This window comes from Streptomyces sp. CA-249302, assembly GCF_050936785.1.
In the GTDB taxonomy this organism is placed as follows: Bacteria; Actinomycetota; Actinomycetes; order Streptomycetales; family Streptomycetaceae; genus Streptomyces.
The window spans coordinates 4,450,217-4,477,123 of sequence record NZ_JBNJMG010000001.1 but is presented as its reverse complement, the minus strand read 5'-3'; the positions used below and the strand labels follow the sequence as shown (position 1 = coordinate 4,477,123).

Here is a 26,907-nt window from a genome sequence, read left to right as displayed (position 1 = left end):
GTGGATTCGTCGTCAGATCATCGACCTCGGGATACCACCGCTTGATCAGGCCAGCCCGTGCTGCTTCGCGTACGCGTTCGCCACGTCCTCGGGGTCCTTCTTGTCCTTGTCGACCTGGCGGTTGAGCTCGGTCAGCTGGTCGGTGGTCAGCACGTTGCCGACCTTGGCGAGGGCCTTGCGGACCTTGTCGTCGGCCACCCGGTTCGCGATCAGCGGGACGATGTGCTGGCTGGGGATCAGGTTCTTCGGGTCGGTCAGCACCACCCAGTCGTTGGCCGCGATGTCCGTGTCGGTGGTGAAGAGGTTCGCCACGTCCACGTCCCCCTTCTTCAGCGCGCCCTTGACCAGCGGCCCGTCGGAGTCCAGCGACTTGAACTCCTTGAACTCGACGCCGTACACCTCCTTGAGCCCGATCGCGCCGACCCGGCGCTTCTTCACCTCGGGCGCGGCGCCGATGACCAGCTTGCCGTTCTGCTTGGCGAGGTCGGCGAGGGAGGTCAGGCCGTACTTCCGGGCCGTCTCGCGGGTTACGGCGAAGCAGTCGGAGTCGGCGGCCTGGCCGTAGCCCAGTACCTGGAGGCCGCTGGGCATGGCGAGTGTGAGCGCGTTCTGCATGGTGCCGGGCTCCGCCGAAGCGTCCTTCGGGGCAAGGTAGTTGAGGAGGGCGCCCTGGTACTCGGGCAGCAGGTCGATGTCGCCCGCCTTGAGCGCGGGGATCACGATCTCGCGGGTGCCGAGGTTCGGACGGACCTTGACCTTCACGCCGGCGGCCTGGAGAGCGGCCGCGTACAGGTAGCCGAGCACCTGGTTCTCGGTGAAGTTGGCGGTGCCGATGGTGACGCCGCCCTTGCTGGAGCCGCCGCCACCGGACGAACTCCCCTGGCTGTCCAGGGAGGTGATGCCGCTCGCGCAGGCGGAGAGGGCGGGGACGGAGGCCGCTGCGAAGAGGCCGCCGAGGAGGGTACGTCGGTTCATCGAAAGGTCCCTAGGCAGTGCGGTGGCGGAAGAGGAAGCGCTGGAGGCCGGACAGCAGCAGGTCGAGGGCTACGGCGACCACGGCGACCAGCACCGCGCCGCCGAGCACCTGCACGAGGTCGCGCTGGGCGAGGCCGTCGAAGACGTAGCGGCCGAGGCCGCCGAAGGAGACGTACGCGGCGATCGTGGCCGTGGCGACGACCTGGATCAGCGCGAGGCGCAGGCCCGTCATGATCAGGGGGAGCGCGAGGGGCAACTCGACCTGGAACAGCACCTGGTGGCCGCGCATGCCCTGGCCCTTGGCGGCGTCGCGGACCTCCGGGTCGACGGCCGTCATGCCCGCGTAGGTGTTGGTGACGATCGCCGGGACCGCGAGGGCGACCAGGGCGACGTACACCGGAAGCATCGACAGGCCGCCGGCCAGGAAGACCAGCACGACCAGGCCGACGGTGGGCAGCGCGCGCCCGAAGGAGGCGAGGTTGATCGCGACGAAGGCGCCCTTGCCGGTGTGGCCGATCAGCAGGCCGAGGGGGAGGCCGATCGCGGCCGCGATGAGGGTCGCGAGGAGCGAGTACTGGAGGTGCTCGGCGAGGCGGTGGGTGATGCCGTCGGAGCCGGTCCAGTTGGCGCCGCTGGTCAGCCAGGTGCCGAGGTTCTTGAAGAGTTCGTACATGTCAGGCTCGCCTCCGCCGCCACGGGGTCAGGACGTACTGCACGGCCACCAGCAGCGCGTCCGCGACCACCGCGAGCAGGATCGTGAGGACCACGCCGGCGATCACCGGGGTCGGGAAGTTGCGCTGGAAGCCGTCGGTGAAGAGCTGGCCGAGGCCGCCGTCGCCGATGTAGGTCGCGACGGAGACCAGCGAGATCGACATCACCGTGGCGATCCGGACGCCCGCCATGATCACGGGGAGCGCCAGCGGGAACTCGACGGTGAGCAGCGTGCGCAGGGGGCGCGTGCCCATCGCCTTGGCCGCCTCCTTGGTCTTCGCGGGGACCGAGTCGAGGCCCTCGACCGTGTTCCGCAACAGCACGACCAGGGTGTAGACCGTCAGGCCGATGACCGTGGTGGTGCGGGTCAGGCCGCTGATCGGCAGCAGGAGCACGAAGATCGCGATCGACGGGATCGTGAAGAGCACGTTCGAGAGGCCGAGCAGGAAGCCGCGCAGGGGGCGGATCCGGTGGGCGATCACGGCGAGCGGGAGCGAGATCAGGACGCCGAAGAAGACGGCGGTCATGGCCGCCTGGAGGTGCGAGATCGTGAGCGAGGTGAGGTCGTCGGTGTGGTCGCCTATCCACGACCAGTCGACGGTCATGCGGCCACCCGCGCTTCCGAGTGCGCCTGGCCCGCGTGCCGGTGGATGTCGTCGCGCGAGGTGACGCCGGTGAGCACGCCGTCGGCGTCGACGCGGGCGACCAGGCCGGTGGGGGAGGCGATGGACTCGTTCAGCGCGGCGAGCAGGGTGTCGCCGTCCCTGAGCGGTCGTACGGGGATCTCGGCGTCCTTGGACGCCCAGTGCAGGGGCTTGTCCGCCGCGTCGAGTACGAGGGTCCAGGCGTCGCCCTCCGGCGCGGGGCCCTGCGGGACCTCGGCGAGGGTCTTCAGCGAGAGCAGCTTCAGGCCGCGCTCGGCGCCGAGGAAGTCGGCCACGAAGTCGTCGGCCGGGCGGGCCAGCAGTTCGGCGGGGGAGGCGCACTGGACCAGGTGGCCGCCGGTGCGGAAGATCGCGATCTGGTCGCCCAGGCGGACGGCCTCGTCGACGTCGTGCGTGACGAAGACGATGGTCTTGCTCAACTCCTTCTGGAGCCTGAGCAGTTCGTCCTGGAGCTGGGTGCGCACCACCGGGTCCACGGCGCCGAAGGGCTCGTCCATGAGCAGCACCGGCGGGTCGGCTGCGAGCGCGCGGGCCACGCCGACGCGCTGCTGCTGGCCGCCGGAGAGCTGGTGCGGGTAGCGCCTGCCGGCGTCGGCGGCGAGACCCACGGTCTCCAGCAGCTCGGCCGCACGGGCCCGTGCCTTGCGGCGTCCGTGCCCGAGCAGCAGCGGCACGGTGGCGATGTTGTCCAGCACCGTGCGGTGCGGGAACAGGCCCGCCTGCTGGATGACGTAACCGATGGAACGGCGCAGCTCGGCGGCGTCCTGCCGCGTGACGTCCTTGCCGCCGACCTGGATGGTGCCTGATGTCGGCTCGACCATCCGGTTGATCATCCGCAGCGTTGTGGTCTTGCCGCAACCGGAAGATCCGACGAGGACGGTCACGCCGCCTTCCGGCATCTCCAGGGAGAGATCATGGACTGCTGTCGTGCCGTTGGGGAAGCGCTTGTGGACCGCATCGAACTGGATCATGAGATGTCCCTTGCCCGGCTGTATAACGTCATGCAGAGTTCTTTGTATCTGAATAGTTTGTCAACGGCTCGGTGTTAATCCGAGGTAACAGGTGACCGCGGATCAAGATCGAGTGTCCGGTTTTAGGAGGTTTTAGGCTTGATGTCGTCTCGGATCGTGGACACGCCTGATTCCGTCCACACGGGGCTCGTCGTCCTCGACGGGATCGGCCTCGGCATCGCGGACGTCGTCCGCCTCGCCGACGGGACCGCACGGCCGGTGGCGGGGACCGACGCGATGAGGCGGGTGACCGAGTCCTGGGACGCGGCGCGGCAGATCGCCGCGACCGGCCGGGTCTACGGCCGCTCGACCGGCGTCGGCGCCAACCGGAACGAGCCGGTGCCCACCGAGGCGGCCGCCGAACACGGCCTGCGTCTGCTGCGCAGCCACGCGGGCGCGATCGGCGACGAGCTGCCGGCCCGGCAGGTACGGGCGATGCTCGCCGTCCGCGCCAACCAGCTGCTGGCCGGTGGAGCGGGCCTCAGGCCGACCGTCGTGACCGCCCTGTGCGAGGCGCTGGAGAGCGGGGCGTATCCGGTCGTCAACGAGTTCGGGTCGGTCGGGACGGGGGACATCGCGGCGCTGGCCCAGGTGGGGCTGGCGCTGGCGGGGGAGCATCCGTGGCGGAAGGGCGAGGGGTCCGGCGGGCTCGGCCCGGGTGGCTCGGGCGTGGCCGGTGCTCCCGAGCCCCAGCCGCTCGACAACAACGACGCGCTCGCCTTCATCAGCTCCAACGCCCTCACCCTCGGACAGGCCGCGCTCGCCCTGCACGAGTTGCGCGGGCTGGTGGAGGCCACGCAGGTCGTCGGGGCCTTGTCCCTGCTGGCCGTGGACGGGTCGCACGAGGCGTACGCCGCACCCGTGCACGCCGCCCGGCCGCACCGGGGGAGTGCCAGAGTCGCCCGGCGGATGCGGGAGTTGATCGGTGCCGCCGACCGGCCCACCCCGCCGCTCGGCCGGATCCAGGACCCGTACGGCTTCCGCTGCCTGCCCCAGATCCACGGCCCGGCACACGACGCCGCCGACGCCCTGGAGGAGGTCCTCGCCATGGAGATCAACGCGGCCAGCGAGAACCCCCTCATCTCCCCCGAGGACATGGCCGCCTACCATCACGGCGGCTTCTACCAGGCCGAACTCGCCCTCGCCCTCGACCACTTCAGGCTCTCGCTCACCCAGGTGGCCCGTCTGTCCACCTCCCGCCTGTCCACCCTCAACGAGCCCGCCTTCACCCGCTTGCGCCCCTTCCTCGCCGACCCGGAGCCCGCCTCCTCGGGGGTGATGATCATGGAGTACGCCGCCGCGGCCGCGCTCGGCGATCTGCGCGCGTTCTCCGCTCCCGCCTCCCTCGGGCACGCTGTACTCTCCCGGGGCGTCGAGGAACAGGCCAGCTTCGCCTCGCTCGCCGCACGTCAGACACTGCGCGCCTGCCGCGCGTACCGTCTCGTCGTCGGCTGCGAACTCGTCGCCGCGGTACGGGCGCTGCGCCAGCGCGACCTGCGGCCCGACCCGGAACTCCCGGTGGGCCGGGCGCTGGAGCTCGCCGAGTCGGTACTCGACGAGGAACAGGCCGACCGGCCGCTCACGGAGGATGTGGCCAAAGCGGCCGCACTCCTTGACCGGTTCACGGACATCTGGAGGGGGAGCGAGTGATGGGCGCGGAGAGGGGTGCGGAAGTGGGCACGGGTGTGGGTGCGGGTGTGAACCCCAGTGCGGGCGCCGGTGTGAACCCGAGTGCGGGCGCTGGTGCTGCTTCGGGTGAGGGCGCGGCGTCGGCTTCGACTTCGGGTGCGGCGGCGGCTTCGGGCGCGAAGTCGGGTGCGGGCTCGGCCGTGGGCTCCGCTGTGGGTCCCGGTGTGATCGACACCCCGGCCGCGCGGTTGCAGGCGCTCTTCGAGGGGCATCGGCTGACGCCGACCCAGCGGCGGATCGCGCACAGCATGGTGCGGCGGGCCTCCGACGTGCCGTTCCTGTCCAGCGTGGAGCTGGCCGAGCTGGCGGGGGTGAGCCAGCCCTCGGTGACCCGGTTCGCCGTCGCCCTCGGCTTCGACGGCTATCCGGCGCTGCGCAAGCACCTGCGCGAGGTCGCGCCCGCCGAGCAGTCCGCCGAGGCCGGCTCCTACAACGAGTACCAGCAGGCCGTCGAGGCCGAGATCGAGAACCTCCGGCACCTCGCCGAGCTGCTCGCCGACCCGCGGCCGCTGCAGAAGGCGGGCCGGCTGCTGGCCGCCTCCCGCCCGCTGCCCGTCCTGGGCCTGCGCGCCGCCGCCTCCCAGGCCTACGGCTTCGCGTACTTCGCCGCCAAGGTCCACCCGGACGTCCGCCTGCTCAACGAGGGCGGCACGATGATCCAGGACCGCATCGAGGCCGCCGTACTCGCGGGCGCCACGGCCCTGCTCTGCTTCGCGCTGCCCCGGCATCCCCGCGAGGTGGTGGACACGCTGACCTTCGCCAAGGAGGCCGGCCTCACCGTCGTCACCGTCGCCGACTCCGCCTTCGCGCCGGTCGCCAAGGTCTCCGACCTGCTGCTGCCCGCCGCCGTCGGCACCGGGCTCGCCTTCGACACCGCCTGCGCGCCGATGCTGCTCGGCCGGGTGCTCCTCGAGGCGATGTGCGACGACCTGCCGGACGCGCAGGCCCGCCTGGAGGAGTTCGACGCGCGGGCGGCGGCGCGGGGGCTGTTCGTCGAGTAGCCGGCTGCCGTTCGGCGGGGGCCGGGGTTTTCAGATCCCTCTCACGTTGTCTGGTTAGCGTGCGTCTCACGGATGCCGTACAGACGTGAGACGGGAGGACGGACGTGGCACGCGGAGAGGGCAGGGCCCAGGGGCTGGCTCGGGTGGCCGTCGTCGTTCGGGCCGGAGCCGCGCCCATGTGGTGGGCCGGGGTGTTCGCGGCGGGTGTCGGGGTGCTGGTGCCGGGCGTCACCGGCCGGCGGATCGGCGTCATGGCCGGCGCCGCGCTGTTCGTCGTCGCGGCGGCCGTCGTCTCGTACACCCGCCGAAAGCGGTACACCGCCCTCGCGCGCTCGGCCGCCCGCGCCGGCAAGCACGACGTGCTCCAGGACCGCGCGGTCAGTGTGCGCAACTGGCGGCGCGGACACCGCTGGTGGCTGCTGCTCGCGTTCCTCGTCGCGCTCGGCGCGTCCTTCGCCGTACCGGCCGCGGGCGGCATGCTGCTCGCCGGCGCGGGTACCGGGCTGCGGCTGAAGGCCGCCTGGCTCGGGCGGCGGGAGCGGGCCGAGGACGCGCTGCTGTGGGTGCGGGTCGACTGGCTCGCCGGGAACGGCGGCCGTCCGGCCGGCAAGACGGTCAGGGCGTACCGCAGTACGGGCATCGCGGCGGGCGACGCGGCCCCGGGCGGGTCGCGACGCCGCACCGCGGCGCTCGTCTGACGGCCTCCTAGGCGGCCGTCAGACCGCTGGCCGTCACACCTCCAGGTCCTCCTCGATCTTCTTCAGCTGGTGGCGGGCCATGGCCAGGTTCGACCGCTTGGCGTCCAGCACCAGGTAGATGAACAGGCCGTTGCCGCCCCGGCCGCTGATCAGGCGGATCAGGTGGTACTGGTCGGAGAGCGTGATCAGGATGTCCTCGATCTGGCCCTTGAGACCGAGGTGCTCCATGGTGCGCATCTTCGCGCGAACGACGTCGGTGTTACCGGCGGCGGCGACGTTGAGGTCGAAGCCCTTGCTGCCTCCCATCGTGCCCAGCGCCATGCCGCTGGTGTAGTCGACGAGTGCGACGCCGGTGGCGCCCTCGATGGACGCGAGAGCCTCTTTCAGTGCGGTTTCGGTGTTGGCCATGTCCGTGGTGTTCCTCTCAACTTTCCGTGGTGGTGCGCGCGTTGGTGTTGGTGGTGCGTGGTGCGCGCGGGGTTCTGGTCCTGGCGGTGGTCGGTTTCGCGGCGGTCTTGGTCTCCGGCTTGGCTGCCCTGGCCGGCTTGGCGGGTGTCGTACGGCTGTCGACGAGCTCGGCGATACGGGCGGACGCCCGGCGCCCTTCGAGGAGGAGCCGGCCGAGGTTCACCCGGTCCTGGGCGAGCAGGGTGAGTACGGCGGTGCTGCTGCCGGCCGCGAAGGTCGCGACGTAGCCGTACATCCCGCGCACCAGCAGCTCGCGGAACTCGCCCTGGCCCGTCGCGTCCGCCAGCTTCGCGGCGCTGCCGTGCGCGGTCGCGGCGAGCGTGGCCATGGCCTGCGGGTCGACGCCGGGGGTGTCCTGGGCGAGGATCGCGCCGTCGACGCCGGTGGTGAGGGCGCCGGTGAGCTGCGGCACGCGTGCCCTCAGCCGGCGCAGCTCGTCGAGGATGTCGGGATCGGCAGCCATCCGGTGTCTCCTCTCAAAGGGCCTCCAGCGCATCTCTGAGCCTCTTCAGCAGCGTGATGTGGGGATCGGAATCAGGCGGGATCTCCGCGGCGGGCGCTGAAGGCTCTTCGCCGGGTGCGAGTGCGGGGGCGGGTGCGGCGACCATGCCCACGCGCTCCGCCGCACGAAACGGCTGCCCACGCCCCGGCGGCGAAGGCCGAGGACGCCCGTCCGGTGGCTCGCCTCGGGTGGGGAGGCCGGGTTGGCCGCGGGTGGGGAGGCCGGGTTCACCGCGGGTCGGGAGGCCGGGTTCACCGCGGGTCGGGAGGCCGGGTTGGCCATGGGCCGGGGTGTCGGCGGGGGCTCCGCGGCTCGGGGAACCGGCGGGTGCTTTGTGGCCTGGGGCGCCGGGGGGTTGTCCGTTGGCCGGTGCGCCGACAGGTTGGCTGTGGGTTGGGACGCCGGCGGATTGGCTGTGGGGCGGTGCGTCGACGGGCGCCGCGTGGCTTGCGGCGCCAGCGGGTAGGCCCTTGGCCGGGGTGTCGGCGGGTGCCGCGTGGCTTGCGGCGGCAGCGGGTCGGCCCTTGGCCGGTGTGGCGCCGGGTTGGCTGTGGGCCGGTGTGGCGGCGGGTGTTGCGTGGCTCGTGGCACCAACGGGTCGGCCCTTCGCCGGTGCGGCAGCGGGGTGGCTGTGAGCCGGTGCGGCGGCGGGTTCGCCGTTGCCTGGCAGGCCCGTCGGGGCCGTGTGGGTGGCTGGATCGGCCGGGCCTTCGCGGGTGGGTACGGTGGCCGACTCGCCGCGGCCCGTCAGGGCGGTCGGTGTTCCGTGGCCCGTCAGGTCGGTCGGTGTTCCGTGGGCCGTAAGGTCGGTCGGCTCTCTCCGGGCGGGTGCGGCGCTCGGCTCGGCGTGCGTCGGCAGGAGCGGGGCCACCACGCCCGCCGCTGCCAGCCGGCGGATGTCCACCAGGGTGTGGAAGGTCAGGTGGCCCAGTTCGCGGGCTATGTCCGTTGCCGTGCGGGCGCCGTCCACCTGGGCCAGGACCTGTTGCTGGCGGCGGGTGAGGGCGGGCGGTGCCGGGAGGTCGGTTCGGGTGAGTGGGGCGTCGTCGGTGGCCGGGTTGGGCCAGATGCGGTGCAGGAGGTCGCGTCGGCGGAGCGTCTCACGTTCCAGGGCGGCCACGGGGACCGGGGTCAGGACGCCGGGGCCGGGTGCGGAGCCGTAACGGAAGCGGCCGGGCGTGCTGCTGGGGGCGAGCACGAAGTACGCGGCGTCGTACAGCGCCGTCAGATGGCACAGCTCCAGCGCGCCGAGCGCGAGCCGCCCCGCGTCGACGAGCTGCCGCCCCGCCCCGTGCCGGTCGCCGGCCGCCGTGAGCGCCTCCTGCCAGACCTGCGCGGTGAGCACGCCGCGGGCGGTGAGGAGGGCGTCCAGTCCGGTCGCGAGCGGGCTCTCGGCGAGGATCACCTGTCCGTCGGCGAGGTACAGCGTGCCGCGCTCGCGCATGAGGACGCCGGTGGCCCGCTCGGCGGCCAGCCGGGTCAGCATCGGCGAGACACCGCCCCAGCCCCGCTCGGCGGCCGCCACCTTGTTGCGTATCGGCAGCCGCGGGGGCTCGGCCGTGCGCAGAACCGTCATGCCAGCACCAGCCGTTCGGCCATCTCGCCCAGCCGGATGCGGGCCAGCGCGAGGTTCCCCTCGGTGCGCGCCAGCCACAGGTGCAGGAACACGCTGCCGTCGAAGGACGCCCCCACGAACCGCAGCACGTGATAGCTGTCCCGGTTGCTGACGATCAGGTCCTCGACCGGCGGATCCGCGTCGGCCGCCGCGCCCGCGTCGGGGTCGTCGTCGGGGGCGAACGCGTGCTGCTCGGCCGCCAGCCGCGCGATCTCGGCGGCCTCGACCGCGGCCGTCTCCTGGTCGCCACCGGGGGACTCGCCCACGGTGCCCAGGGCAAGTCCGCTCGTCCAGTCGATCAGCGCGGCGCCGCGGGCACCGGGCAGTCGCATGGCTTCCAGCAGACACTCGTCGATTCCGGGCACCGTGGTTCCCCTCCCGCCTGGGGTTCGGCTGAGTGACGCCGAAACTACGCAACGTGTGCGCGACGGGTGAGGGATCTGGCATTTTCCGGTGGAACATGCGACAGGGGGACTAGGATGGGTCGACTTGCCTGGTTTTCAGGGCAGTTGAACCGCAGACCGACCGGCTGCGTCAACCGCGCCCGGGTGTGCGCAGGGTGGTGAGCGCACGGGCGTGCGCCCCTCCGGACTCGGCCACGATCTCGTCGAGCGTCTGCTCCTCCCGCACGGTCGCGAAGCCCACGCCCCCCGATCCGTCCGGCACGAACCCGTGGATCCCGGGCCGGGCGAGGGAGTTGTACGCGTAGTGGTGCGCGAAGTAGTACGCGCCCGTGTCCAGCGCCGCCGCGTAGTCCCCCTGCTCCAGCAGCGGCAACGCCCGCCCCTCGGCGAGCAGATCGCCCGCGAAGCAGGCCGGCCCGGCCACGTCCTGCACCACCGCCGGCCCCTCCTTGGGTCGCCCCTTCGCGTCGTACGCGGCGATCCTGAGCGGCCACGACCCGGGTACGTACACCGTCCGCGTCGCCACCTGCACCCCCGCGTGCGTCACCGCCACCGGCCGCCCGCCCGCGCTCTTGGCGTACTCCACGCGCGCCACCACGGTCCCGTGCTTGGCCAGCAGCGACCGCCCGAACTCGGTCACCAGCCCGTACCGCCCGGAGAACAGCCCCGGCACCGCTTCGCTCAGCAGCCGCGCGTACTGCGGGTAGGTCGGCGTCGACTCGTCCGAGCCGAAGTTGACCGGCAGCCCGCCGCCGATGTCGAGCGTGTCGATCTGCGGCCGCCCGAGCCGCCCGTTGATCTCCTCCGCGAGCGCGTACACCCGCGCCACACCCTGTGCCATCAGCGACAGCGGAATCCCCTGCGACCCGGTGTGCGCGTGCAGCCGCGTCAGCCACGGTCGCTCCGCGTAAGCGCGTACGACCCACTCGCGCGCCCCCTCGTCCCGCAACGCCACCCCGAACTTCGAGGTGGCCGTAGCGGTCGAGGTCGCCCCGATCGACCCTCCGCCGACCTGCGGATTCACCCGTATCCCGAGCGGCGAACGGCTTTCGGCGGACCTCATCAGCGCGTCGATCCGCTCCAGCTCCTGCGGATTGTCCGCGTTGACGGCGATCCCCAGCGCCAGCGCCTCGCGCAGCTCGGCCGGCGTCTTCGCGGGCGAGTCCAGCACCGTCCGGTGCGGCGGCACCCCGGCCGCCCGCGCCAGCGCCAGCTCGCCCGGACTGGCCACCTCGGCGCCCAGGCCCTCGTCGTAGAGCAGCCGCAGCACCGGCACCAGCGGGGTCGCCTTCACCGCGAAGGCGTGCAGCACGGGCGTGCCGGGCGCCGTGACCGCGTCGAACGCCGCCCGCAGCTCCCGCGCCGACTCCCGGATGCCGGTGACGTCGAGCAGCCCCACGATGGGGGTGCCGGGCCCCAGCAGCCCCTGCTCCACGGCGGCCCGCACCGCCTCGTCCCGCCGGGCTGCCCGCTCCCCGTCGACCTCGGCCCTGTCCCTGTGCATACCGTCCACAACTTCCCCCGTCGTGCAGTTGCCCGCGTTCGTACATCCAGCCAAACATCCACCGCCCGACCGCGCTGGCGCAAGAACGTATTGACTAGTTCTATTCATCCCGCCAGGATGTGAATAACGACAGCAACAATCCGCTAGGAGGCAGACCATGTCAGGACCCCGCCCCGTACGAGCGCCGCGCGGTACGGAACTGAGCGCCCTGGGATGGCAGCAGGAAGCCGCCCTGCGGATGCTCCAGAACAACCTCGACCCCGAGGTCGCCGAGCACCCCGACAAGCTCGTCGTCTACGGCGGCACCGGCAAGGCCGCCCGTGACTGGCGCTCCTTCGACGCCATGGTCCGCACCCTGCGCACCCTGAAGCAGGACGAGACCATGCTGGTCCAGTCCGGCCGCCCGGTCGGCGTGATGCAGACCCACGAGTGGGCCCCGCGCGTCCTCATCGCCAACTCCAACCTGGTCGGCGACTGGGCCAACTGGGAGGAGTTCCGCCGCCTGGAGGCCCTCGGCCTGACCATGTACGGCCAGATGACCGCCGGTTCCTGGATCTACATCGGCACCCAGGGCATCCTCCAGGGCACCTACGAGACCTTCGCCGCGGTCGCCGCGAAGAAGTTCAACGGCACCCTCGCCGGCACGATCACCCTCACCGCCGGCCTCGGCGGCATGGGCGGCGCCCAGCCGCTCGCCGTGACCATGAACGACGGCGTCGCCATCTGCATCGACGTCGACCCGCGGGCCATCGAGCGCCGTATCGAGCACCGCTACCTCGACGTGAAGGCCGACAACCTGGAGCACGCCCTCCAGCTCGCCGTCGAGGCCCGCGACGCCCGCCGCCCGCTCTCCATCGGCCTGCTCGGCAACGCGGCCGAGCTGCTGCCCCGCATGCTCGCCGAGAGCGCCCCCATCGACATCGTCACCGACCAGACCTCGGCCCACGACCCGCTGGCCTACCTGCCGATCGGCGTCGACTTCGACGACATGGCGGACGCGGCGGCGAAGGACCCGGCCGGGTTCACCACCCGTGCCCGTGAGTCCATGGCCAAGCACGTCGAGGCCATGGTCGGCTTCATGGACGCCGGCGCGGAGGTCTTCGACTACGGCAACTCGATCCGCGGCGAGGCCCAACTCGCCGGGTACGAGCGGGCGTTCGCCTTCCCGGGCTTCGTCCCCGCCTACATCCGCCCCCTCTTCTGCGAGGGCAAGGGCCCCTTCCGCTGGGCCGCGCTCTCCGGCGACCCGGCCGACATCGCCAAGACCGACAAGGCGATCCTGGACCTGTTCCCGGAGAACGAGTCCCTGCACCGCTGGATCAAGATGGCCGGCGAGCGCGTCCACTTCCAGGGCCTGCCCGCCCGTATCTGCTGGCTCGGCTACGGCGAGCGGGACAAGGCCGGCGAGCGCTTCAACGACATGGTCGCGAGCGGCGAGCTGGCCGCGCCCCTGGCCATCGGCCGCGACCACCTCGACTGCGGCTCCGTCGCCTCCCCGTACCGCGAGACCGAGGCCATGCTCGACGGCTCCGACGCGATCGCCGACTGGCCGCTGCTCAACGCCATGGTCAACGTGGCCTCCGGCGCCTCCTGGGTCTCCATCCACCACGGCGGCGGCGTCGGCATGGGCCGGTCCATCCACGCCGGCCAGGTCTCCGTGGCCGACGGCACCAAGCTCGCCGGCGAGAAGATCCGCCGCGTGCTGACCAACGACCCCGGCATGGGCGTCATCCGGCACGTGGACGCCGGGTACGACATCGCGGAGTCGGTTGCCGACGAGCGGGGCGTGCGGGTGCCGATGCGCGAAGGTGGCGACGCGTGACCCAGCCTGCAGCGGGGGGCGCCGCCGTCCACGCGAGCTCCTTCCACACCATGTGGCGCGAGCTGCTCCCCATCGGCCGTCACCCCGACTCCCGCGGCTACCGCCGCTTCGCCTGGACCGGGGCCGACACCGAATGCCGGGCCTGGTTCCAGGAGCAGGCCCGGGCCCGTGGGCTGGCCTACGAGGTCGACGGGAACGGCAACCAGTGGGCCTGGCTCGGGGATCCGGCCGCCGGGGACGCCGTCGTCACGGGGTCGCATCTCGACTCCGTGCCCGACGGGGGTGCCTTCGACGGCCCCCTCGGGGTCGTGTCGTCCTTCGCCGCCCTGGATGAACTCCGCGCCAGGAACGCCGAGTTCACCAAGCCCCTCGCCATCGTCAACTTCGGCGACGAGGAGGGCGCCCGGTTCGGGCTCGCCTGCGTCGGGTCCCGGCTCACCTCCGGGCAGCTCTCCGTCGAGGCCGCCCACAGGCTGACCGACGGGGACGGGATCAGCCTCCCGCGGGCCATGGAGGCCGCCGGGTACGACCCCGACGGCATCGGCGTCGACCCCGAACGGCTCGCCCGCATCGGCGCCTTCGTCGAGCTGCACGTCGAGCAGGGCCGGGCGCTGGACCTCTCCGGCGACCAGGTCGGCATCGCCAGCGCCATCTGGCCGCACGGGCGCTGGCGGTTCGACTTCCGGGGCGAGGCCAACCACGCCGGCACCACCCGGCTCGTGGACCGGCGCGACCCCATGCTGTCGTACGCCGAGACCGTGCTCGCCGCCCGCCGCGAGGCCGAACTCGCCGGTGCCGTCGCCACCTTCGGCAAGATCTCCGTCGAGCCGAACGGCGTCAACGCCATCCCCTCCCTGGTGCGCGGCTGGCTCGACTCCCGCGCCGAGGACCAGGCCACCCTCGACACCGTCGTCGGCGGCATCGAGAAGGCGGCCCGCGAGTACGCCGAAGCGCACGGCATCGACCTCGACGTCGTCCGGGAGTCCTTCACCCCCGTCGTCGAGTTCGACCACGCCCTGCGCGACGAACTCGCCCGCATCCTCGGCAAGGACACCGGCATCACGGTCCCCGTCCTGGGTACGGGCGCCGGACACGACGCCGGGATCCTCTCCGGAACCATCCCGACCGCCATGCTGTTCGTGCGCAACCCCACGGGCGTCTCGCACTCCCCGGCCGAGTTCGCCGCCGAGGACGACTGCGTGGCCGGAGTGCTCGCCCTCGCCGACGTACTGGAAGGACTGGCCTGCCGGTGACCACGCGGACCTATTGGCTGGAGCACGCCTGGCTCGACACCCACGTCGAGCCGGGCGTCGCCCTGGAGACGGCGGACGGCCGCATCACCGCCGTCCGCGAGGACGTCGACACCCCGCCCCCGGGCGCCGAGATCCTGCGCGGTCTCACCCTCCCCGGACTCGCCAACGCCCACTCGCACGCCTTCCACCGCGCCCTGCGCTCCACCGTCCAGGTCGGCTCCGGCACCTTCTGGACCTGGCGCGAGGTCATGTACTCGTTCGCCGACAAGCTGACCCCGGAGACGTACCACGCGCTCGCGCGGGCCGTGTACGCCGAGATGGCCCTCGCCGGCATCACCTCCGTCGGCGAGTTCCACTACGTGCACCGCGCCCCCGGCGGCACCCCCTACGCCGACCCCAACGCCATGGGCGAGGCCCTCATCGCGGCCGCCGCCGACGCCGGCATCCGCATCACCCTCCTCGACACCGCCTACCTCTCGGCAGGCATCCTGAACCAGCACAGCGGCGAGGCGCCCAACAAGCACCAGCTCCGCTTCTCCGACGGCAGCGCGGAGGCCTGGGCCGAACGCTGTTCAGTTCTCAAGGAACGGGATCACGCACGGATCGGGGCGGCGATCCACTCCGTACGGGCCGTGCCCGCCGCCCAGTTGGCGACCGTGGCACGCTGGGCCGAGGAGCGGCGGGCGCCGCTGCACGTCCACCTCTCCGAGCAGACCGCCGAGAACGACGCCTGTCTGGCCGTCCACGGCTGTACGCCCACCCGGCTGCTCGCCGACCACGGCGTCCTCGGGCCGCGCACCACCGGCGTCCACAACACCCACCTCACCGACGAGGACATCGCCCTCATCGGCGGCAGCTCCACCGGCACCTGCATGTGCCCGACCACCGAGCGCGACCTGGCCGACGGCATCGGCCCCGCCGTCGCCCTGCAGAACGCCGGCTCACCGCTCTCTCTCGGCTCCGACAGCCACGCCGTCATCGACCTGCTCGAAGAGGCACGCGCGATGGAGCTCAACGAGCGGCTGCGCACCCGCACCCGCGGCCACTGGACGGCCGCCGCACTGCTGCGCGCCGCCTCCGCCGACGGTCACGCGGCCCTCGGCTGGGACGAGGCCGGCACGATCGAGGCGGGCGCGCTCGCCGACCTCACCACCATCGCCCTCGACTCGGTCAGGACAGCGGGGCCGCTGCCCAGGCTCGGCGCCGAGACGGCCGTATTCGCCGCGACGGCAGCGGACGTACGGCACACGATCGTGGGAGGACGGCACGTCGTGCGAGACGGTGCCCATGCCCTCGTACCGGATGTACCGCAAGCCCTCGCGCAGGCAGTCGAAGCCCTCCGCGCGTGATGACCACCCACAAGGACGCCATGAGCACTGTCATCACCAACATCGCCACGCTGGTCACCAACGACCCCTCCCTCGGTGACGGTTCTCCCCTCGGTCTGGTCCAGGACGCGGCCGTCGTCATCGAAGGCGACCGCATCGCGTGGACCGGTGAATCAAGCAAAGCACCCGCCACTGACAACCGGGTCGACGCCGGTGGCAGGGCCGTCCTCCCGGGCTTCGTCGACTCCCACTCCCACCTCGTCTTCGCGGGCGATCGGACGCAGGAGTTCAACGCCCGGATGTCCGGGCGGTCGTACACCGCGGGCGGTATCCGTACGACGGTCGCGGCCACCCGCGCCGCGACCGACGCGGAACTGGAGGCGAACCTCACCCGTTACCTGGGCGAGGCCCTCCGCCAGGGCACCACCACCTTCGAGACCAAGTCGGGCTACGGCCTGACCGTCGCCGACGAGGCCCGCGCCCTGCGGATCGCCGCCGCACACACCGACGAGGTCACCTACCTCGGCGCCCACATCGTCTCCCCGGACTTCGCTGACGACCCCGCCGCCTACGTGGCCCTGGTCACCGGCGAGATGCTCGACGCCTGTGCGCCGTACGCCCGTTGGATCGACGTGTTCTGCGAGAAGGGCGCCTTCGACGGCGACCAGGCCCGCGCCATCCTCACCGCGGGCAAGGCCAAGGGCCTGCACCCCCGAGTCCACGCCAACCAGCTCTCCTACGGCCCCGGCGTCCAGCTCGCCGTAGAACTCGACGCCGCCAGCGCCGACCACTGCACCCACCTCACCGACGCGGACGTCGACGCCCTCGCGGGCAGCGCCACGGTCGCCACGCTCCTCCCCGGCGCCGAGTTCTCCACCCGCGCCGAGTGGCCGGACGCCCGCCGCCTCCTGGACGCCGGCGCCACGGTCGCCCTGTCCACGGACTGCAACCCGGGCTCGTCCTTCACCTCCTCCGTCCCCTTCTGCATCGCGCTCGCGGTACGGGACATGGGCATGACCCCGGACGAGGCGGTCTGGTCGGCCACGGCGGGCGGCGCCGCAGCCCTCCGCCGCACCGACATCGGTCGCGTCACCCCGGGTGCCCAGGCCGACCTGCTCCTCCTGGACGCCCCGAGCCACGTCCACCTGGCCTACCGGCCGGGCGTGCCCTTGGCCGCGGGGGTCTGGCGGCGAGGGGCACGAGTGCTCTGAGCAGCCCAACCGCTCAGCAGCCCAACCGCTCAGCGGCCCAACCGTTCAGCGGCCCAACCGTTCAGCGGCCCAACCGCTCAGCATGCCCAAACCGTTCACGCGGCGGACACCGTCACCGCGCCCCCGCCCGCCACCGCTGCTCCGCACCCCCGCTCAGCGGTCGCAGCGCCACCCCGTCCCCACCGTCCGGCGTGACCCCCGTCTCGATGGCGATCGCCGGGCGGATCACCCCGTCGGAGTCGACGGTGAACCGCAGGTTCCGGCCGTGGTCCCCGTCCACCGAGCCGCAGTTCCAGATGCCCACCCCGTTGTCCACGTCACCGCGGCTGTCCAGGCAGAAGTCCGAGTCGGCGTACGACTGCACGACCCCGCGCGCCGCGTCCACCCGCCAGCGCTGGGTGCGGGACGAGGAGCAGGGGGCCGTGATCACGTCGGTGCCTTCCGAGAGGTCGCCGTCGCGGATGTCGAGGCAGCGGCCGGTGGAGACGTTCACGATCTGCGCGTACGTGCCGTTCGGGGCATGGGTGGGGGAGGGGGACGGCTTCGGTGACGCCGAGGCGGACTTCGACGGGGTGGAACTCCGGGACGGGGACGGCGACTTGCCGCTCGGCGTCACGGACGGTGTCGTCGAGACCGTCGCCGTCACCGTGACCTGCGGCGCGCTCGTCGGCGTGCCCAGCGCCCCCGCCGCCCGCTGCGACGGCGACTTCGAGCCGCCCGTCTGCGACAGCAGGAAGACCAGCAGCGGGGTGAGGGCCACGCCGAGCGCCACCGCGGAGATCAGGAATCGCCGGGAGGGCCTGGGCCGACCGACCGGTCCCACAAGGGCCTTGGAGCGCCGACCACCGCTCGTCGAAGCGACCCTCGATGCCGCCCTCGACGCCGAAGCCGCCCCGGATGCCGACACCGACGGCTCAGGGCCCGGCTCCCGCTCGCCCGCCCGCTCGCGCATGGCGTACGCCGTACCCGCCCACGGCAGCAGCCCCTCCGCCAGCGCGGTGCGCGGGGCGTCGCGCAGGGCCGAGAGTTCCTCGTAGGCCGCCGTGCAGTGGGGGCAGTGGACCATGTGGGCGCGCAGGTCGCTGCTGGTGCGCGGGCTGTCGGGGCGTACCGACTCCTCGATCAGCCGCCCGAAGTTGCCGCAGCGCGGGTCCGTCGAGGCGGCGAGCCGGGTGCGGAGGCAGGCGTGGCCGAGGGACTGGAGCGCCGAGCCGGTCTCGTGGGTCACGTCCTCGCGGGTCAGGCCGAGGAACACGGCGGTGGTGTCGGCGGGTTCGCGGTCCACCACGCCGTACCAGATCAGGCCCTGTGCGCGGGACGGGAGGGACTGGAAGGCGGTCAGCATGGGCGGGACGGGGCCCTCGGGGCCCGCCGGGCCCAGCACCAGCAGCAGCGTGGGGTCGAGGCCGGCGGCCCGCTCGTCGCCGGCCCAGGTGGCGGTCAACCGGCCGGTCAGCAGCAGGAGTTGGTGGCGCAGCGGCACGGTCGGCTCGGTGCCGCGGGCGGTCTGACGGGCCGCCAGCGTGAAGGCCTGCGCGGCCAGTTGCCGGGCCGAGGTCTCGCTCGCCGTGCAGAGGCGGGCGTAGGCGAGCACCGCGGGCTGATGCCGGGCGCGGACCTCCTGGAGCGCCGGGTAGGCGGTGGGGGTGCTGGTCCGCAACAGCTCGACGAGCCGCGGGTCGGAGGTGCGGGCGTGCACACCGAGGCCGTCTCCGGCCTTGGCCTCTCCGCCCCCGGCCCCTCCCGTCTCGACCCCGTTGTCGGTCCGGTCGGCCCGAGCCATCACCACCCGCCTCCCTGCGCCGAGCGCCCCGCGGCAGCTCCGGCGTACCGGCGGGTATGGAGGCCATAGTGATGGATGCGAACCCATGGGGAAAGGGTTTCTGTGAGTAACCCAGGTGACAGCTGCAGTCACCTGGGTCACTTGTGACAACCGGGCACCGGCCTGAATGCCGAGGAGCCGCTACTCCTCCAGCGTCAGCCCCTTCCGCAGCCGCACCAGCGTCCGCGACAGCAGCCGGGACACATGCATCTGCGAGATGCCGAGCTCGTCCCCTATCTCCGACTGGGTCATGCCCGCGACGAAGCGCAGGGAGAGGATCTTCCGGTCCCTGGGCGGGAGTTCGGCGATCAGCGGTTTGAGGGACTCGACGTACTCGATGCCCTCGAGCCCGTGGTCCTCGTACCCGATCCGGTCCGCGAGCGCACCCTCCGCGTCGTCCTCCTCCGGCTGCGCGTCGAGCGAGGAGGCGGTGTACGCGTTCGACGCGGCCATGCCCTCGACCACCTCGTCCTTCGACAGGCCGAGGCGCTCCGCGAGTTCCCCGACCGTCGGCGCCCGGTCCAGCTTCTGGGCCAGTTCGTCACCGGCCTTCGCCAGGTCGAGCCGCAGTTCCTGGAGCCGGCGCGGGACGCGCACGGACCACGAGGTGTCGCGGAAGAAGCGCTTGATCTCGCCGACGATGGTCGGCATCGCGAAGGTGGGGAACTCGACTCCCCGCGAGAGCTCGAACCGGTCGATGGCCTTGATCAGGCCGATCGTGCCGACCTGGATGATGTCCTCCATCGGCTCGCTGCGCGAGCGGAACCGGGAGGCGGCGAACTTGACCAGGGCCAGGTTGAGTTCGACGAGCGTGTTGCGCACGTACGAGTACTCGTGTGTCCCCTCTTCGAGGGACTCCAGCCGCTCGAAGAGCGTCTTGGACAGGGCGCGGGCGTCGACCGGGCCCACCTCGTCGTAAGGCGGGATCTCCGGAAGCCCGGCGAGGCCGTCCGCGTCGGTGCTCTCGATGGGATCCAGATGTTCCGGAGGGGGTGTCGACGTCGCCTGCTGGGTATGCGGTGCGTCGAGCCGGGGTGACATGATGTCCTCCATCGTTCTCGGCATATGGCTGCCGAAGCCGTGTGCGTGCACTGCGGTGTGCGGCGCCTCCAAAGCCGGCCGTGTCGGTTACGTATCTCTACTAGCCCTACCCGCTTTCCCACACCCGCCGCAAGTGCGTTCTGTGCGGTTATGTCCGTTTGTGGGCGGTTGTTCGGGTGTCGGAGAGTGTGAGGAAGGCGTAGTGTTCGAGGGCGTACGTCAGCAGCCACGACGTCGGGAGAAGAGACGGCATGGACCGCGGGACGGTCGGCAGCGCACAGTCTGGCCGGCTACTGGTGGAGGTCAGGGAAGAGGGCTCCAGTGCCGTCGTGACACCGGCAGGTGAGTTGGATCACCACACCGCCGACCTGTTGCGCGAGCCGCTGGAGGACTGCCTCGCCAAGGGATTCAACCGGCTGGTCGTGGACTGCTCGCGGCTGGAGTTCTGCGACTCCACCGGGCTCAACGTACTGCTCGGCGCACGACTGAAGGCGGATGCCGCCGGCGGTGGGGTGCATCTCGCGGGCATGCAGCCCGTGGTCGCCCGGGTCTTCGAGATCACCGGGGCGGAGGCGGTCTTCACCGTCCACGACACGCTCGGGTCGGCCCTGGCCGACGAGACCGGCTGAGCCCCCGCACCCGGCCGGGCCCCTGTGTGCCGCCCCAGCCACCCCTGTGTGACCGGCAATTTCCGGGCGTCACGGCTTCCGTGCCGAAACAGGGGGTGTTCTGCCGGTTCGCTCGGGCAGGAGACATCCTGAACATGTCGGCAGGCACACCGACGGAACAGCCGTCGGGATACGTACTGACTTTTGAATCGTGAACCGGTGAATCGGTGAGGTGAAGCGCTGATGAGCACCACCCGGCCTTACCCGCCGGGCGACCGCGGCCCGGAGCCCAGCGGCGCTTCCGGGACGTCCGAGGGGGGCGCCGCCGCGACCGGCGCGTCCGAAGGGGACGCCGCCGGATCGCCGGCGGCAGCCGTGTCGTCTGCGTCGCCGGCGGGCCGACAGGTCCGCCGGCTGAACTTCGACGGCGAGAGCGGTGTCGTCCCGCTCGCCCGCGACTTCACCCGGCAGGCGCTGTACGCCTGGGGCTGGCTGCCCGCCGCCACGGCCGACCGGCGGGCCGCCGCCGAGGACGTGCTGCTCGTCGTCTCCGAGCTGGTCACCAACGCCTGTCTGCACGCCGAGGGCCCGGACGAGCTGGGCATCACCTGCGACAACAAGGTGATCCGCCTGGAGGTCTCCGACCGGGGCACCGGCCAGCCGGCCCCCCGCACCCCGCACCGCGCGGGCCGCCCCGGCGGCCACGGCATGTTCATCGTGCAGCGGCTGTGCCTGGACTGGGGGGTCGTACGGACGCCGGGGGCGACCGGCAAGACGGTCTGGGCGGAACTCGGCGCTCCGGCGTAAATCGTTTCCGCACGCCGGACGGGGCCCGCTACCCTCCCCGGCAACGCGCTGACGGAGACAAGTAGCCGAGGCCCGCACGAGCCGAGGCGAATCCACTCCCGAGTGCGGGGAGGAAATGCCCCGCCGGCCGGCCCCCGTCACCGGGCCACGACGAGACCGTCGTACGGCATCGATACCGATCCAGTCGTCGATACGGCGGTGAAGGCGTGGTGGCACCGCGAGCACCCTCTCGCCCACGCCCCCAGGGACAGCCCCGGGGCGGTGCGTGCCGCTCCGGACGACCTTCCCGGAGCACACCCATGCTCGACATCACCCTCATCCGACAGCACCCCGACCGGGTCCGCGCCGCGCTCGCCAAACGGGCGGTGGACGCCGACCTCAGCGGCTTCCTCGCCCTGGACGCCGAGTTCCGCGCGACCCGCACGGCCGTGGAGCGGCTGCGCGGCGAACGGCGGCGCGTCTCGGCGGACATCGCGGTACGACACCGGGCCGCGGAGCCGGTCGAGGAACTCCGGGCCGCCGCCAAGGCCCTGACCGACGAGCTCACCGGGACCGAGGCACGCCTGGCCGAACTCACCGCCCGCCACCAGGAGTTCCTCGACACCCTGCCCAACCTCCCGGACGAGGACGTGGTCGCGGGCGGCAAGGAGAACAACGAGGTCGTACGGACCGTAGGGGCCCCGCCCGCCTTCGACTTCGAGCCGAAGGGCCATGTGCGGCTCGCCCAGGACCTCCACCTGGTCGACCACAGGCGCGGCACCGCCCTCGCCGGCAACGGCTACTGGATCTACCGCGGCGACGGCGCCGCCCTGGAGTGGGCCCTGCTCAACCACTTCCTCGACGCCCACCGCCGCGCCGGGTACGAGTTCGTCCTCCCGCCGCACCTGCTGTCGTACGAAGCGGGTTATACGGCGGGACAGTTCCCGAAGTTCGCCGACGAGGTCTTCCGCACGGACGACGACCACTTCCTCCTGCCCACCGCCGAGACCGCCCTGGTCAACCTGCACCGCGGCGAGACGCTCGACGAACGCGAACTGCCGCTGAAGTACGTGGCCTACACGCCCTGTTACCGCAAGGAGAGCGGCGGCTACCGGACCGCAGAGCGGGGCACCCTGCGCGGTCACCAGTTCAACAAGGTGGAGCTCTTCCAGTTCACGCGGCCGGAGGACTCGGCGGCGGCCCAGCTGGAACTGCTGGCCCGCGCCGAGGAGTTGGTGACCGGCCTCGGTCTGCACCACCGCACCACCAAGCTCGCCGCGGCCGACATCAGCCACGCCCAGGCCAGGACGTACGACGTCGAGGTCTGGCTGCCCAGCCTGGGCGCGTACGCCGAGGTCAGCTCGGTCTCGAACGCCCGCGCCTACCAGGCCCGGCGCGGCGCCATCCGCTACCGCCCCGAGGGTGGCGGCAAACCCGCGTACGTCCACACCCTCAACGCCTCGGGCCTCGCGACCAGCCGCCTCCTCCCCGCGATCCTGGAGCAGCGCCAGCGGCCCGACGGGACGGTGGAGGTGCCGGAGGTCCTGTGGCGGTGGGGTGCGCCGGAGGTGCTGCGCACGGCCTGACCCTGAGTTACCCCAGGTCACCTTCTCCACCCGACGCCCCTCCCGTGCGCGCCGGATCCCCACAACTCCGGCGCGCACTGTCCCTTCCCTCCTCACGACCCCGGGCGTACCTTGACGGCCCAATCTGATGTGCCGTCAGGAAACCGAGAGGGAGCGGAAATCGTGTCGTACCGGAAACGAACCGCCGCGCTCGCGTCCGTCGCGGCCCTGGCCGGCTCGGCGGTGCTGATGACCGCCCCCGCCGCCCGGGCCGAGGTCGTCGACGTCAACTACCAGTGCAAGACGCCGATCGGGAACAAGAGCGCCGTCTCGCCGATCGACATCAAGGGCGTGAAGAGCGGCAGCGGCTACAAACTCACCATGTCCTGGCAGAAGGGCGTCTCCTCCAGCCCGGTCGAACTGGGCAAGGGCGCGATGAACCCGAGCGCCACCATCAAGCTGGGCGGCGCCGACAGCGGCACGGTGGCCGTCTCCGGGCCCGCCAACCAGGCGGCGATACCGGCCAACACCCCCATCAAGATCAACGACTTGACGGGCACGTACACGCCGAAGAAGACCGGCAAGGTCACCTTCACGCCGGCCATCCTGACCATCAAGGCGCTGGGTACGACGACGACCTGCACGCCGTCGAACAGCCCGGGACCCGCGCTGACCCTGGACGTGACGGCGGCGAGCGGGTCCTCCGGGGGCACGAGCGAGAGCGGTACGGACTCGGGCGGCTCGCTGCCGCAGACCGGTCCGGACGACTCGGCGATCGCGCTCGGCACGCTGGGCGGGACGGTGCTGCTGGCCGGGGCGGCGGGGGCGTTGTGGATCACGCGGAGGAATCAGGCGGCCCGGCGTTGAAGGTTCCGATGGGTTGTCGGATATCTGCCGCGCCGTCGTGGCTGGTCGCGCAGTTCCCCGCGCCCCTTTAGGGGCGTTGCCCCTTGACTGCTGGAGCCGCTGATGCCAACTGCCGCTCGTGTTCTGCTCGTGTCCCTCCTCCTGGTGTTGAGCGCCGCGCCGACCGCTGCCGGCGCGGACGGCTGGTCCCTCGCGCCCTCCGGCGGGGGCCGCCCCTCCTTCTATGCCGAAGGGGCGCCCGGGGCCGTGCTGCAGGACACCGTTTCCGTGACCAACCGGAGCGGGCGGGCGGTCACCGTGCGGCTCAGCGGCAGTGGTGTCGCCGTCGTCTTCGCCCAGAACCCGGTGCGGGTGCCGGGGCGGACGCGGGCCGACGTGCCGTTCACCGTGCGGGCGAGCGGCGATCGCGGCGGTGAGATCGTCGCCCGGGACCGGGACGGCCGCCGGGCCGCCGTCCCGGTCCGGGTGCGCGCGGGCGGGCCCGCACTGTCCGCGCTGACCGTCGAGCACCTCGCCGTGCACGGTGGCCGGATCACGTACGAGCTGGTCAACCGCGGTACGACCCCCCTCGTACCGCGTCTCGCCGTACACGCGGACGGCCTCTTCGGCCGGGTCCTCGACCGCGCCCCGCGCACCCTGCCCGTCCGTCTCGCGCCGGGCCGCCGTGTGCAGCTGACCGAGTCATGGCCCGGCCATCCGGCGCTGGACTCGGTCGACGTGCGGCTCACGGTGACGGCGGCCGGCGGTGCGCGGGACACGGCGACGGCATCGGCACGGTTCGTGCCCTGGGGCACGGTGGCGGGGGTCGCGGGGGCGGTGGCGGCCGGGGGTGCGCTGCTTCTCGTACGACGTCACAGGCGTCGTGGTACGAGCGAACCCGCACCCCGATCCCCGCACACGGAAGTCGAGTTGACGGGAGCGGTGACGTGAACGGCAAGGTGCGGATCACGGCGCTGGCGGCGGTGCTGGCGCTGCTTCTGCTGCCCCTGGCGGGCACCGCGACGGCGGCGGACGGGCCCACCGTCAGGCTGTCCAAGTCGCAGGCGGGGACCGGCGGTTCGATCACCGTGAGCGGCAGTGGCTGGCGGCCGCACGCGCTGCTGATGATGCTGATCTGCGGGCAGGCCACGCCCGCGCGCGGGGTCGTCGGCGGCACCAACTCCTGTGCCAACGCGGAGGGAAGGGCCGTCACCACCGACGCCAAGGGCGCCTTCAGCAAGCAGCTGCCGGTGTCCGAACCGCCGGTGCCGTGCCCGTGCGTGGTGCACGTGGCGACCGTGGAGGGCGCCAAGGCGCAGGCCGACGCGGTCCTCCAGGTGGCGGGGCACGCCGTGGAGCCCCTGCCCGCGGAGCCGACCGGCGGACGCCTCTCCATCCTCACCGACACACGACTCGACGGCTCCAGCGGCCTGTTGACCTGGTTCGGCGCCCCGCCCTCCCGCACTCTCACCTTCACCGTCGGCAACGCCGGGACCTCCCCGATCAAGAACCCCGTCTTCCAGGTGGGCACCTCCCACGGGGTGTTCGCCCCGGAGTGGGAGGACCAGGAGTGGCGCGGCACGCTCGCGCCCGGCAGGAAGGCCGAGATCAAGCTGCCGGTCGAGCTCTCCGCGGGCGCGCACGGCGACTACACCGTCTCCCTCAAGTACGGCGGCAAGGTGCTCGCCGAGCAGCCCTGGGGCGTGGGCCGGCCCTGGGGCGTGACCCTGTTCTGGGTCCTGGTCTGCCTGGTGGTGCCGGCCGCGCTGTTCCGCGCCGGGATGGCGATCGTGGACCGGGTACGGCCGCGCAAGGCGGGCGGCCTGCGCCACCGCGGCCTGCACCTGCCCGAGCAACTCACCCTGCGCCTGCCGAAGTTCACCATCCCGAAGCCGGCCACCAGGACGGCACCGGACGCGCCCGCCACCAACTCGACCCTGCCGTGGTTCACCCCGGACTCCGATCCGAACGCGGCCGGTCGGCTCTCCGCACCGCACGACGACAGCCCGACGAGTCCTACGACTCCCACCAGAAAGGGACCCCCGTGAGCAAGCGAAGGAGAGTCACACCGGCCGGCCGGCTGAGAGCGGCCGCGGCGGGCACCGCCCTGGTGCTCGGCGGGGCGGGGGCCCTGCTGGGCCTGGCCGCCGGGTCCGCGCAGGCGGCGGAGGTGTCGTTCGCGACGCACTGCGTGCCGCCCGCCGGGGTGGCCGACCCCGTCGACGGCACCACGAAGGTCGAGATCACCGCGCCGGCCACGGCGAAGGTGGGCGACACGGTGGACGTCGTATGGAAGTTCGTCCAGGCCGCCTCCAAGAACCCGGACATCATCGACCTGCCCGCCAACACGGTCCAGCCGTCCGGGGTGCTGAAGGCGGCCGGCGCGCAGAGCGCCGACATCGCGATGGAGGGGCCGCGGGAGAACCCGGCGATCCCCAAGGGCGGCGACATGGTGCTGTCCGACATGAAGGGCAGCCTGAAACTGACGACGGCGGGCGAGGTGACCCTCACGCCGGACGCGTACACCGTCAACGCGTACTCGACGGACACCAAGTGCACACCGACGGAGACCGTGCAGAAGGCGGCGACCATCGAGGTGGCGGCGGGCGACGGCAGTTCGTCGAGTACGACGCCCGACCCGACGGACTCGACCTCGCAGTCGGCGTCCCCGTCGGACTCGGCGTCGGAGTCCGCGTCCGCCTCCGCATCGGCGAGCGACGGCACGGGTGACGGCCAGACCGACTTCACCGGCAAGGCGGTCGACATCCCCTACACCTGCCAGTCACCCATCGGTGAGAAGAAGGCGACCTCCACGATCCAGATCAACGCCAAGAAGGACGGTGGCAGTTACGGCATCACGGTGCAGTTCAAGAACTCGCCGATGGACAGCCCCGCCGACATTCCCGCGGACTCCGTGAAACCGTCCATGGAGGTCGCCCTCGGCGGCGCGGACACCGGCTCGGTCCATGTCGAGGGACCGACCAACTCCAAGGCCATCAAGTCCGGTGACCCGATCGAGATCCCCGACATGACCGGCACGTACAAGCCGGGCGCGACGGGGGAGTCGACGCTCTCCCCGGGCGTCCTGACCATCGAGGCCCTGGGCACGACGACGACCTGCAAGCCGGACAGGACGGCGGTCTCCCTGACCCTGGACACGACGGAACAGGCGAGCGGAGCATCGGGCTCGACCACGTCCGGCGACTCGTCATCGAGCGGCGGCCTGGCAGCGACGGGCTCGGACGACCACGGGGCCCTGAAGGCGCTGGGCCTGGTGGCGGGCACGGCGGTGTTGCTGGGCGCGGCTGTGTTCACGTTCATGCCTGGCCGGAGGACGAGGTAATGCCAGAAAGCCACCACCTCCTGTGACGGAGGTGGTGGCC

At 72.2% G+C, this 26,907-nt stretch carries 25 protein-coding genes; 14 read left to right on the top strand and 11 right to left on the bottom strand.

The genetic code is table 11. The annotated features are described in order from the left end of the window. Positions 1 to 45 precede the first annotated feature (45 nt). Genes ACQEWB_RS19960 through ACQEWB_RS19945 form a run of 4 tightly spaced genes read right to left on the bottom strand, consistent with a single transcriptional unit; the run spans position 46 to position 3,322 of the window. Positions 46 to 975: an ABC transporter substrate-binding protein gene (locus ACQEWB_RS19960; RefSeq protein WP_432832823.1), complete on the bottom strand. Its 930-nt coding sequence runs from the start codon at positions 973 to 975 to the stop codon at positions 46 to 48. A 10-nt stretch (positions 976 to 985) separates the two neighbouring features. Continuing rightward, positions 986 to 1,648, bottom strand: a complete 663-nt coding sequence (locus tag ACQEWB_RS19955; protein WP_432832821.1) for an ABC transporter permease — start codon at positions 1,646 to 1,648, stop codon at positions 986 to 988. Between the two features lies 1 nt (position 1,649). Continuing rightward, complete coding sequence (locus ACQEWB_RS19950) at positions 1,650 to 2,291, bottom strand: ABC transporter permease (protein ID WP_432832819.1); 642 nt, start codon at positions 2,289 to 2,291, stop codon at positions 1,650 to 1,652. After that, positions 2,288 to 3,322 (bottom strand): ABC transporter ATP-binding protein, encoded by a 1,035-nt coding sequence (locus ACQEWB_RS19945; protein WP_432832816.1) that lies wholly within the window; start codon positions 3,320 to 3,322, stop codon positions 2,288 to 2,290. The genes ACQEWB_RS19950 and ACQEWB_RS19945 overlap by 4 nt, the downstream gene beginning before the upstream one ends. A gap of 141 nt (positions 3,323 to 3,463) precedes the next feature. Between ACQEWB_RS19945 and ACQEWB_RS19940 the strand changes: the two genes are divergently transcribed. From ACQEWB_RS19940 to ACQEWB_RS19930, 3 genes are all read left to right on the top strand, one after another. Further along, the gene (locus ACQEWB_RS19940; protein WP_432832814.1) at positions 3,464 to 5,011 is read left to right on the top strand and encodes an aromatic amino acid ammonia-lyase; all 1,548 of its coding nucleotides are present in this window, start codon (positions 3,464 to 3,466) and stop codon (positions 5,009 to 5,011) included. A gap of 179 nt (positions 5,012 to 5,190) precedes the next feature. Next, on the top strand, positions 5,191 to 6,051 hold the full coding sequence (locus ACQEWB_RS19935; RefSeq protein ID WP_432832812.1) for a MurR/RpiR family transcriptional regulator: 861 nt from the start codon (positions 5,191 to 5,193) through the stop codon (positions 6,049 to 6,051). Positions 6,052 to 6,155: 104 nt separating this feature from the next. After that, entirely contained in the window at positions 6,156 to 6,749 is a 594-nt protein-coding gene (locus tag ACQEWB_RS19930) for a hypothetical protein (RefSeq protein ID WP_432832810.1), read from the top strand. Positions 6,750 to 6,782: 33 nt separating this feature from the next. Here ACQEWB_RS19930 and ACQEWB_RS19925 read toward each other — a convergent pair whose 3' ends face one another. The 5 genes from ACQEWB_RS19925 to ACQEWB_RS19905 form a co-directional block, all read right to left on the bottom strand. Next, complete coding sequence (locus tag ACQEWB_RS19925) at positions 6,783 to 7,157, bottom strand: hypothetical protein (RefSeq protein ID WP_432832808.1); 375 nt, start codon at positions 7,155 to 7,157, stop codon at positions 6,783 to 6,785. Positions 7,158 to 7,173: 16 nt separating this feature from the next. Then, complete coding sequence (locus ACQEWB_RS19920; RefSeq protein WP_432832806.1) at positions 7,174 to 7,680, bottom strand: roadblock/LC7 domain-containing protein; 507 nt, start codon at positions 7,678 to 7,680, stop codon at positions 7,174 to 7,176. A 13-nt stretch (positions 7,681 to 7,693) separates the two neighbouring features. Then, positions 7,694 to 9,295: a hypothetical protein gene (locus ACQEWB_RS19915; protein ID WP_432832804.1), complete on the bottom strand. Its 1,602-nt coding sequence runs from the start codon at positions 9,293 to 9,295 to the stop codon at positions 7,694 to 7,696. After that, positions 9,292 to 9,699: a hypothetical protein gene (locus ACQEWB_RS19910; protein ID WP_432832802.1), complete on the bottom strand. Its 408-nt coding sequence runs from the start codon at positions 9,697 to 9,699 to the stop codon at positions 9,292 to 9,294. The genes ACQEWB_RS19915 and ACQEWB_RS19910 overlap by 4 nt, the downstream gene beginning before the upstream one ends. A gap of 169 nt (positions 9,700 to 9,868) precedes the next feature. Continuing rightward, on the bottom strand, positions 9,869 to 11,242 hold the full coding sequence (locus tag ACQEWB_RS19905; RefSeq protein ID WP_432832800.1) for a diaminopimelate decarboxylase: 1,374 nt from the start codon (positions 11,240 to 11,242) through the stop codon (positions 9,869 to 9,871). 157 nt (positions 11,243 to 11,399) lie between these two features. On the opposite strand from ACQEWB_RS19905, the gene hutU reads away from it, so the two are divergent. Genes hutU through hutI form a run of 4 tightly spaced genes read left to right on the top strand, consistent with a single transcriptional unit; the run spans position 11,400 to position 16,856 of the window. Then, on the top strand, positions 11,400 to 13,064 hold the full coding sequence (gene hutU, locus ACQEWB_RS19900) for a urocanate hydratase (RefSeq protein WP_432832798.1): 1,665 nt from the start codon (positions 11,400 to 11,402) through the stop codon (positions 13,062 to 13,064). Between the two features lie 50 nt (positions 13,065 to 13,114). Then, complete coding sequence (locus tag ACQEWB_RS19895) at positions 13,115 to 14,317, top strand: allantoate amidohydrolase (RefSeq protein WP_432843901.1); 1,203 nt, start codon at positions 13,115 to 13,117, stop codon at positions 14,315 to 14,317. Beyond that, positions 14,314 to 15,666 carry a formimidoylglutamate deiminase gene (locus ACQEWB_RS19890; protein WP_432832796.1) on the top strand — a complete coding sequence of 451 codons (1,353 nt, stop codon included), beginning with the start codon at positions 14,314 to 14,316 and terminating at the stop codon, positions 15,664 to 15,666. Before ACQEWB_RS19895 ends, ACQEWB_RS19890 begins: the two co-directional genes overlap by 4 nt. Before the next feature lie 20 nt (positions 15,667 to 15,686). Beyond that, positions 15,687 to 16,856, top strand: coding sequence for an imidazolonepropionase (gene hutI, locus ACQEWB_RS19885; protein WP_432832794.1), 1,170 nt, complete (start codon positions 15,687 to 15,689; stop codon positions 16,854 to 16,856). 112 nt (positions 16,857 to 16,968) lie between these two features. Here the strand turns inward: hutI and ACQEWB_RS19880 are convergent, their stop codons facing one another. Both ACQEWB_RS19880 and ACQEWB_RS19875 read right to left on the bottom strand, forming a co-directional pair. Further along, positions 16,969 to 18,639 (bottom strand): ricin-type beta-trefoil lectin domain protein, encoded by a 1,671-nt coding sequence (locus ACQEWB_RS19880; RefSeq protein WP_432832792.1) that lies wholly within the window; start codon positions 18,637 to 18,639, stop codon positions 16,969 to 16,971. Positions 18,640 to 18,819: 180 nt separating this feature from the next. Continuing rightward, a complete protein-coding gene (locus tag ACQEWB_RS19875; protein ID WP_432832790.1) occupies positions 18,820 to 19,731 on the bottom strand; it encodes an RNA polymerase sigma factor SigF in 912 nt (303 codons plus the stop codon). A gap of 239 nt (positions 19,732 to 19,970) precedes the next feature. Here ACQEWB_RS19875 and ACQEWB_RS19870 point away from each other — a divergent pair, with 239 nt between their 5' ends. The 7 genes from ACQEWB_RS19870 to ACQEWB_RS19840 all read left to right on the top strand — a co-directional run bounded on the left by ACQEWB_RS19870 (position 19,971) and on the right by ACQEWB_RS19840 (position 26,867). Continuing rightward, a complete protein-coding gene (locus tag ACQEWB_RS19870) occupies positions 19,971 to 20,348 on the top strand; it encodes an STAS domain-containing protein (RefSeq protein ID WP_432832788.1) in 378 nt (125 codons plus the stop codon). A 222-nt stretch (positions 20,349 to 20,570) separates the two neighbouring features. Next, positions 20,571 to 21,134 carry an ATP-binding protein gene (locus ACQEWB_RS19865; RefSeq protein WP_432832786.1) on the top strand — a complete coding sequence of 188 codons (564 nt, stop codon included), beginning with the start codon at positions 20,571 to 20,573 and terminating at the stop codon, positions 21,132 to 21,134. A gap of 299 nt (positions 21,135 to 21,433) precedes the next feature. After that, positions 21,434 to 22,699 carry a serine--tRNA ligase gene (serS, locus tag ACQEWB_RS19860; protein ID WP_432832784.1) on the top strand — a complete coding sequence of 422 codons (1,266 nt, stop codon included), beginning with the start codon at positions 21,434 to 21,436 and terminating at the stop codon, positions 22,697 to 22,699. A gap of 162 nt (positions 22,700 to 22,861) precedes the next feature. Then, entirely contained in the window at positions 22,862 to 23,545 is a 684-nt protein-coding gene (locus ACQEWB_RS19855) for an LPXTG cell wall anchor domain-containing protein (RefSeq protein WP_432832782.1), read from the top strand. Between the two features lie 102 nt (positions 23,546 to 23,647). After that, complete coding sequence (locus tag ACQEWB_RS19850) at positions 23,648 to 24,475, top strand: hypothetical protein (RefSeq protein ID WP_432832780.1); 828 nt, start codon at positions 23,648 to 23,650, stop codon at positions 24,473 to 24,475. Next, positions 24,472 to 25,572: a hypothetical protein gene (locus tag ACQEWB_RS19845; RefSeq protein WP_432832778.1), complete on the top strand. Its 1,101-nt coding sequence runs from the start codon at positions 24,472 to 24,474 to the stop codon at positions 25,570 to 25,572. Before ACQEWB_RS19850 ends, ACQEWB_RS19845 begins: the two co-directional genes overlap by 4 nt. After that, positions 25,569 to 26,867 carry a hypothetical protein gene (locus ACQEWB_RS19840; protein ID WP_432832776.1) on the top strand — a complete coding sequence of 433 codons (1,299 nt, stop codon included), beginning with the start codon at positions 25,569 to 25,571 and terminating at the stop codon, positions 26,865 to 26,867. The genes ACQEWB_RS19845 and ACQEWB_RS19840 overlap by 4 nt, the downstream gene beginning before the upstream one ends. Positions 26,868 to 26,907 lie beyond the last annotated feature (40 nt).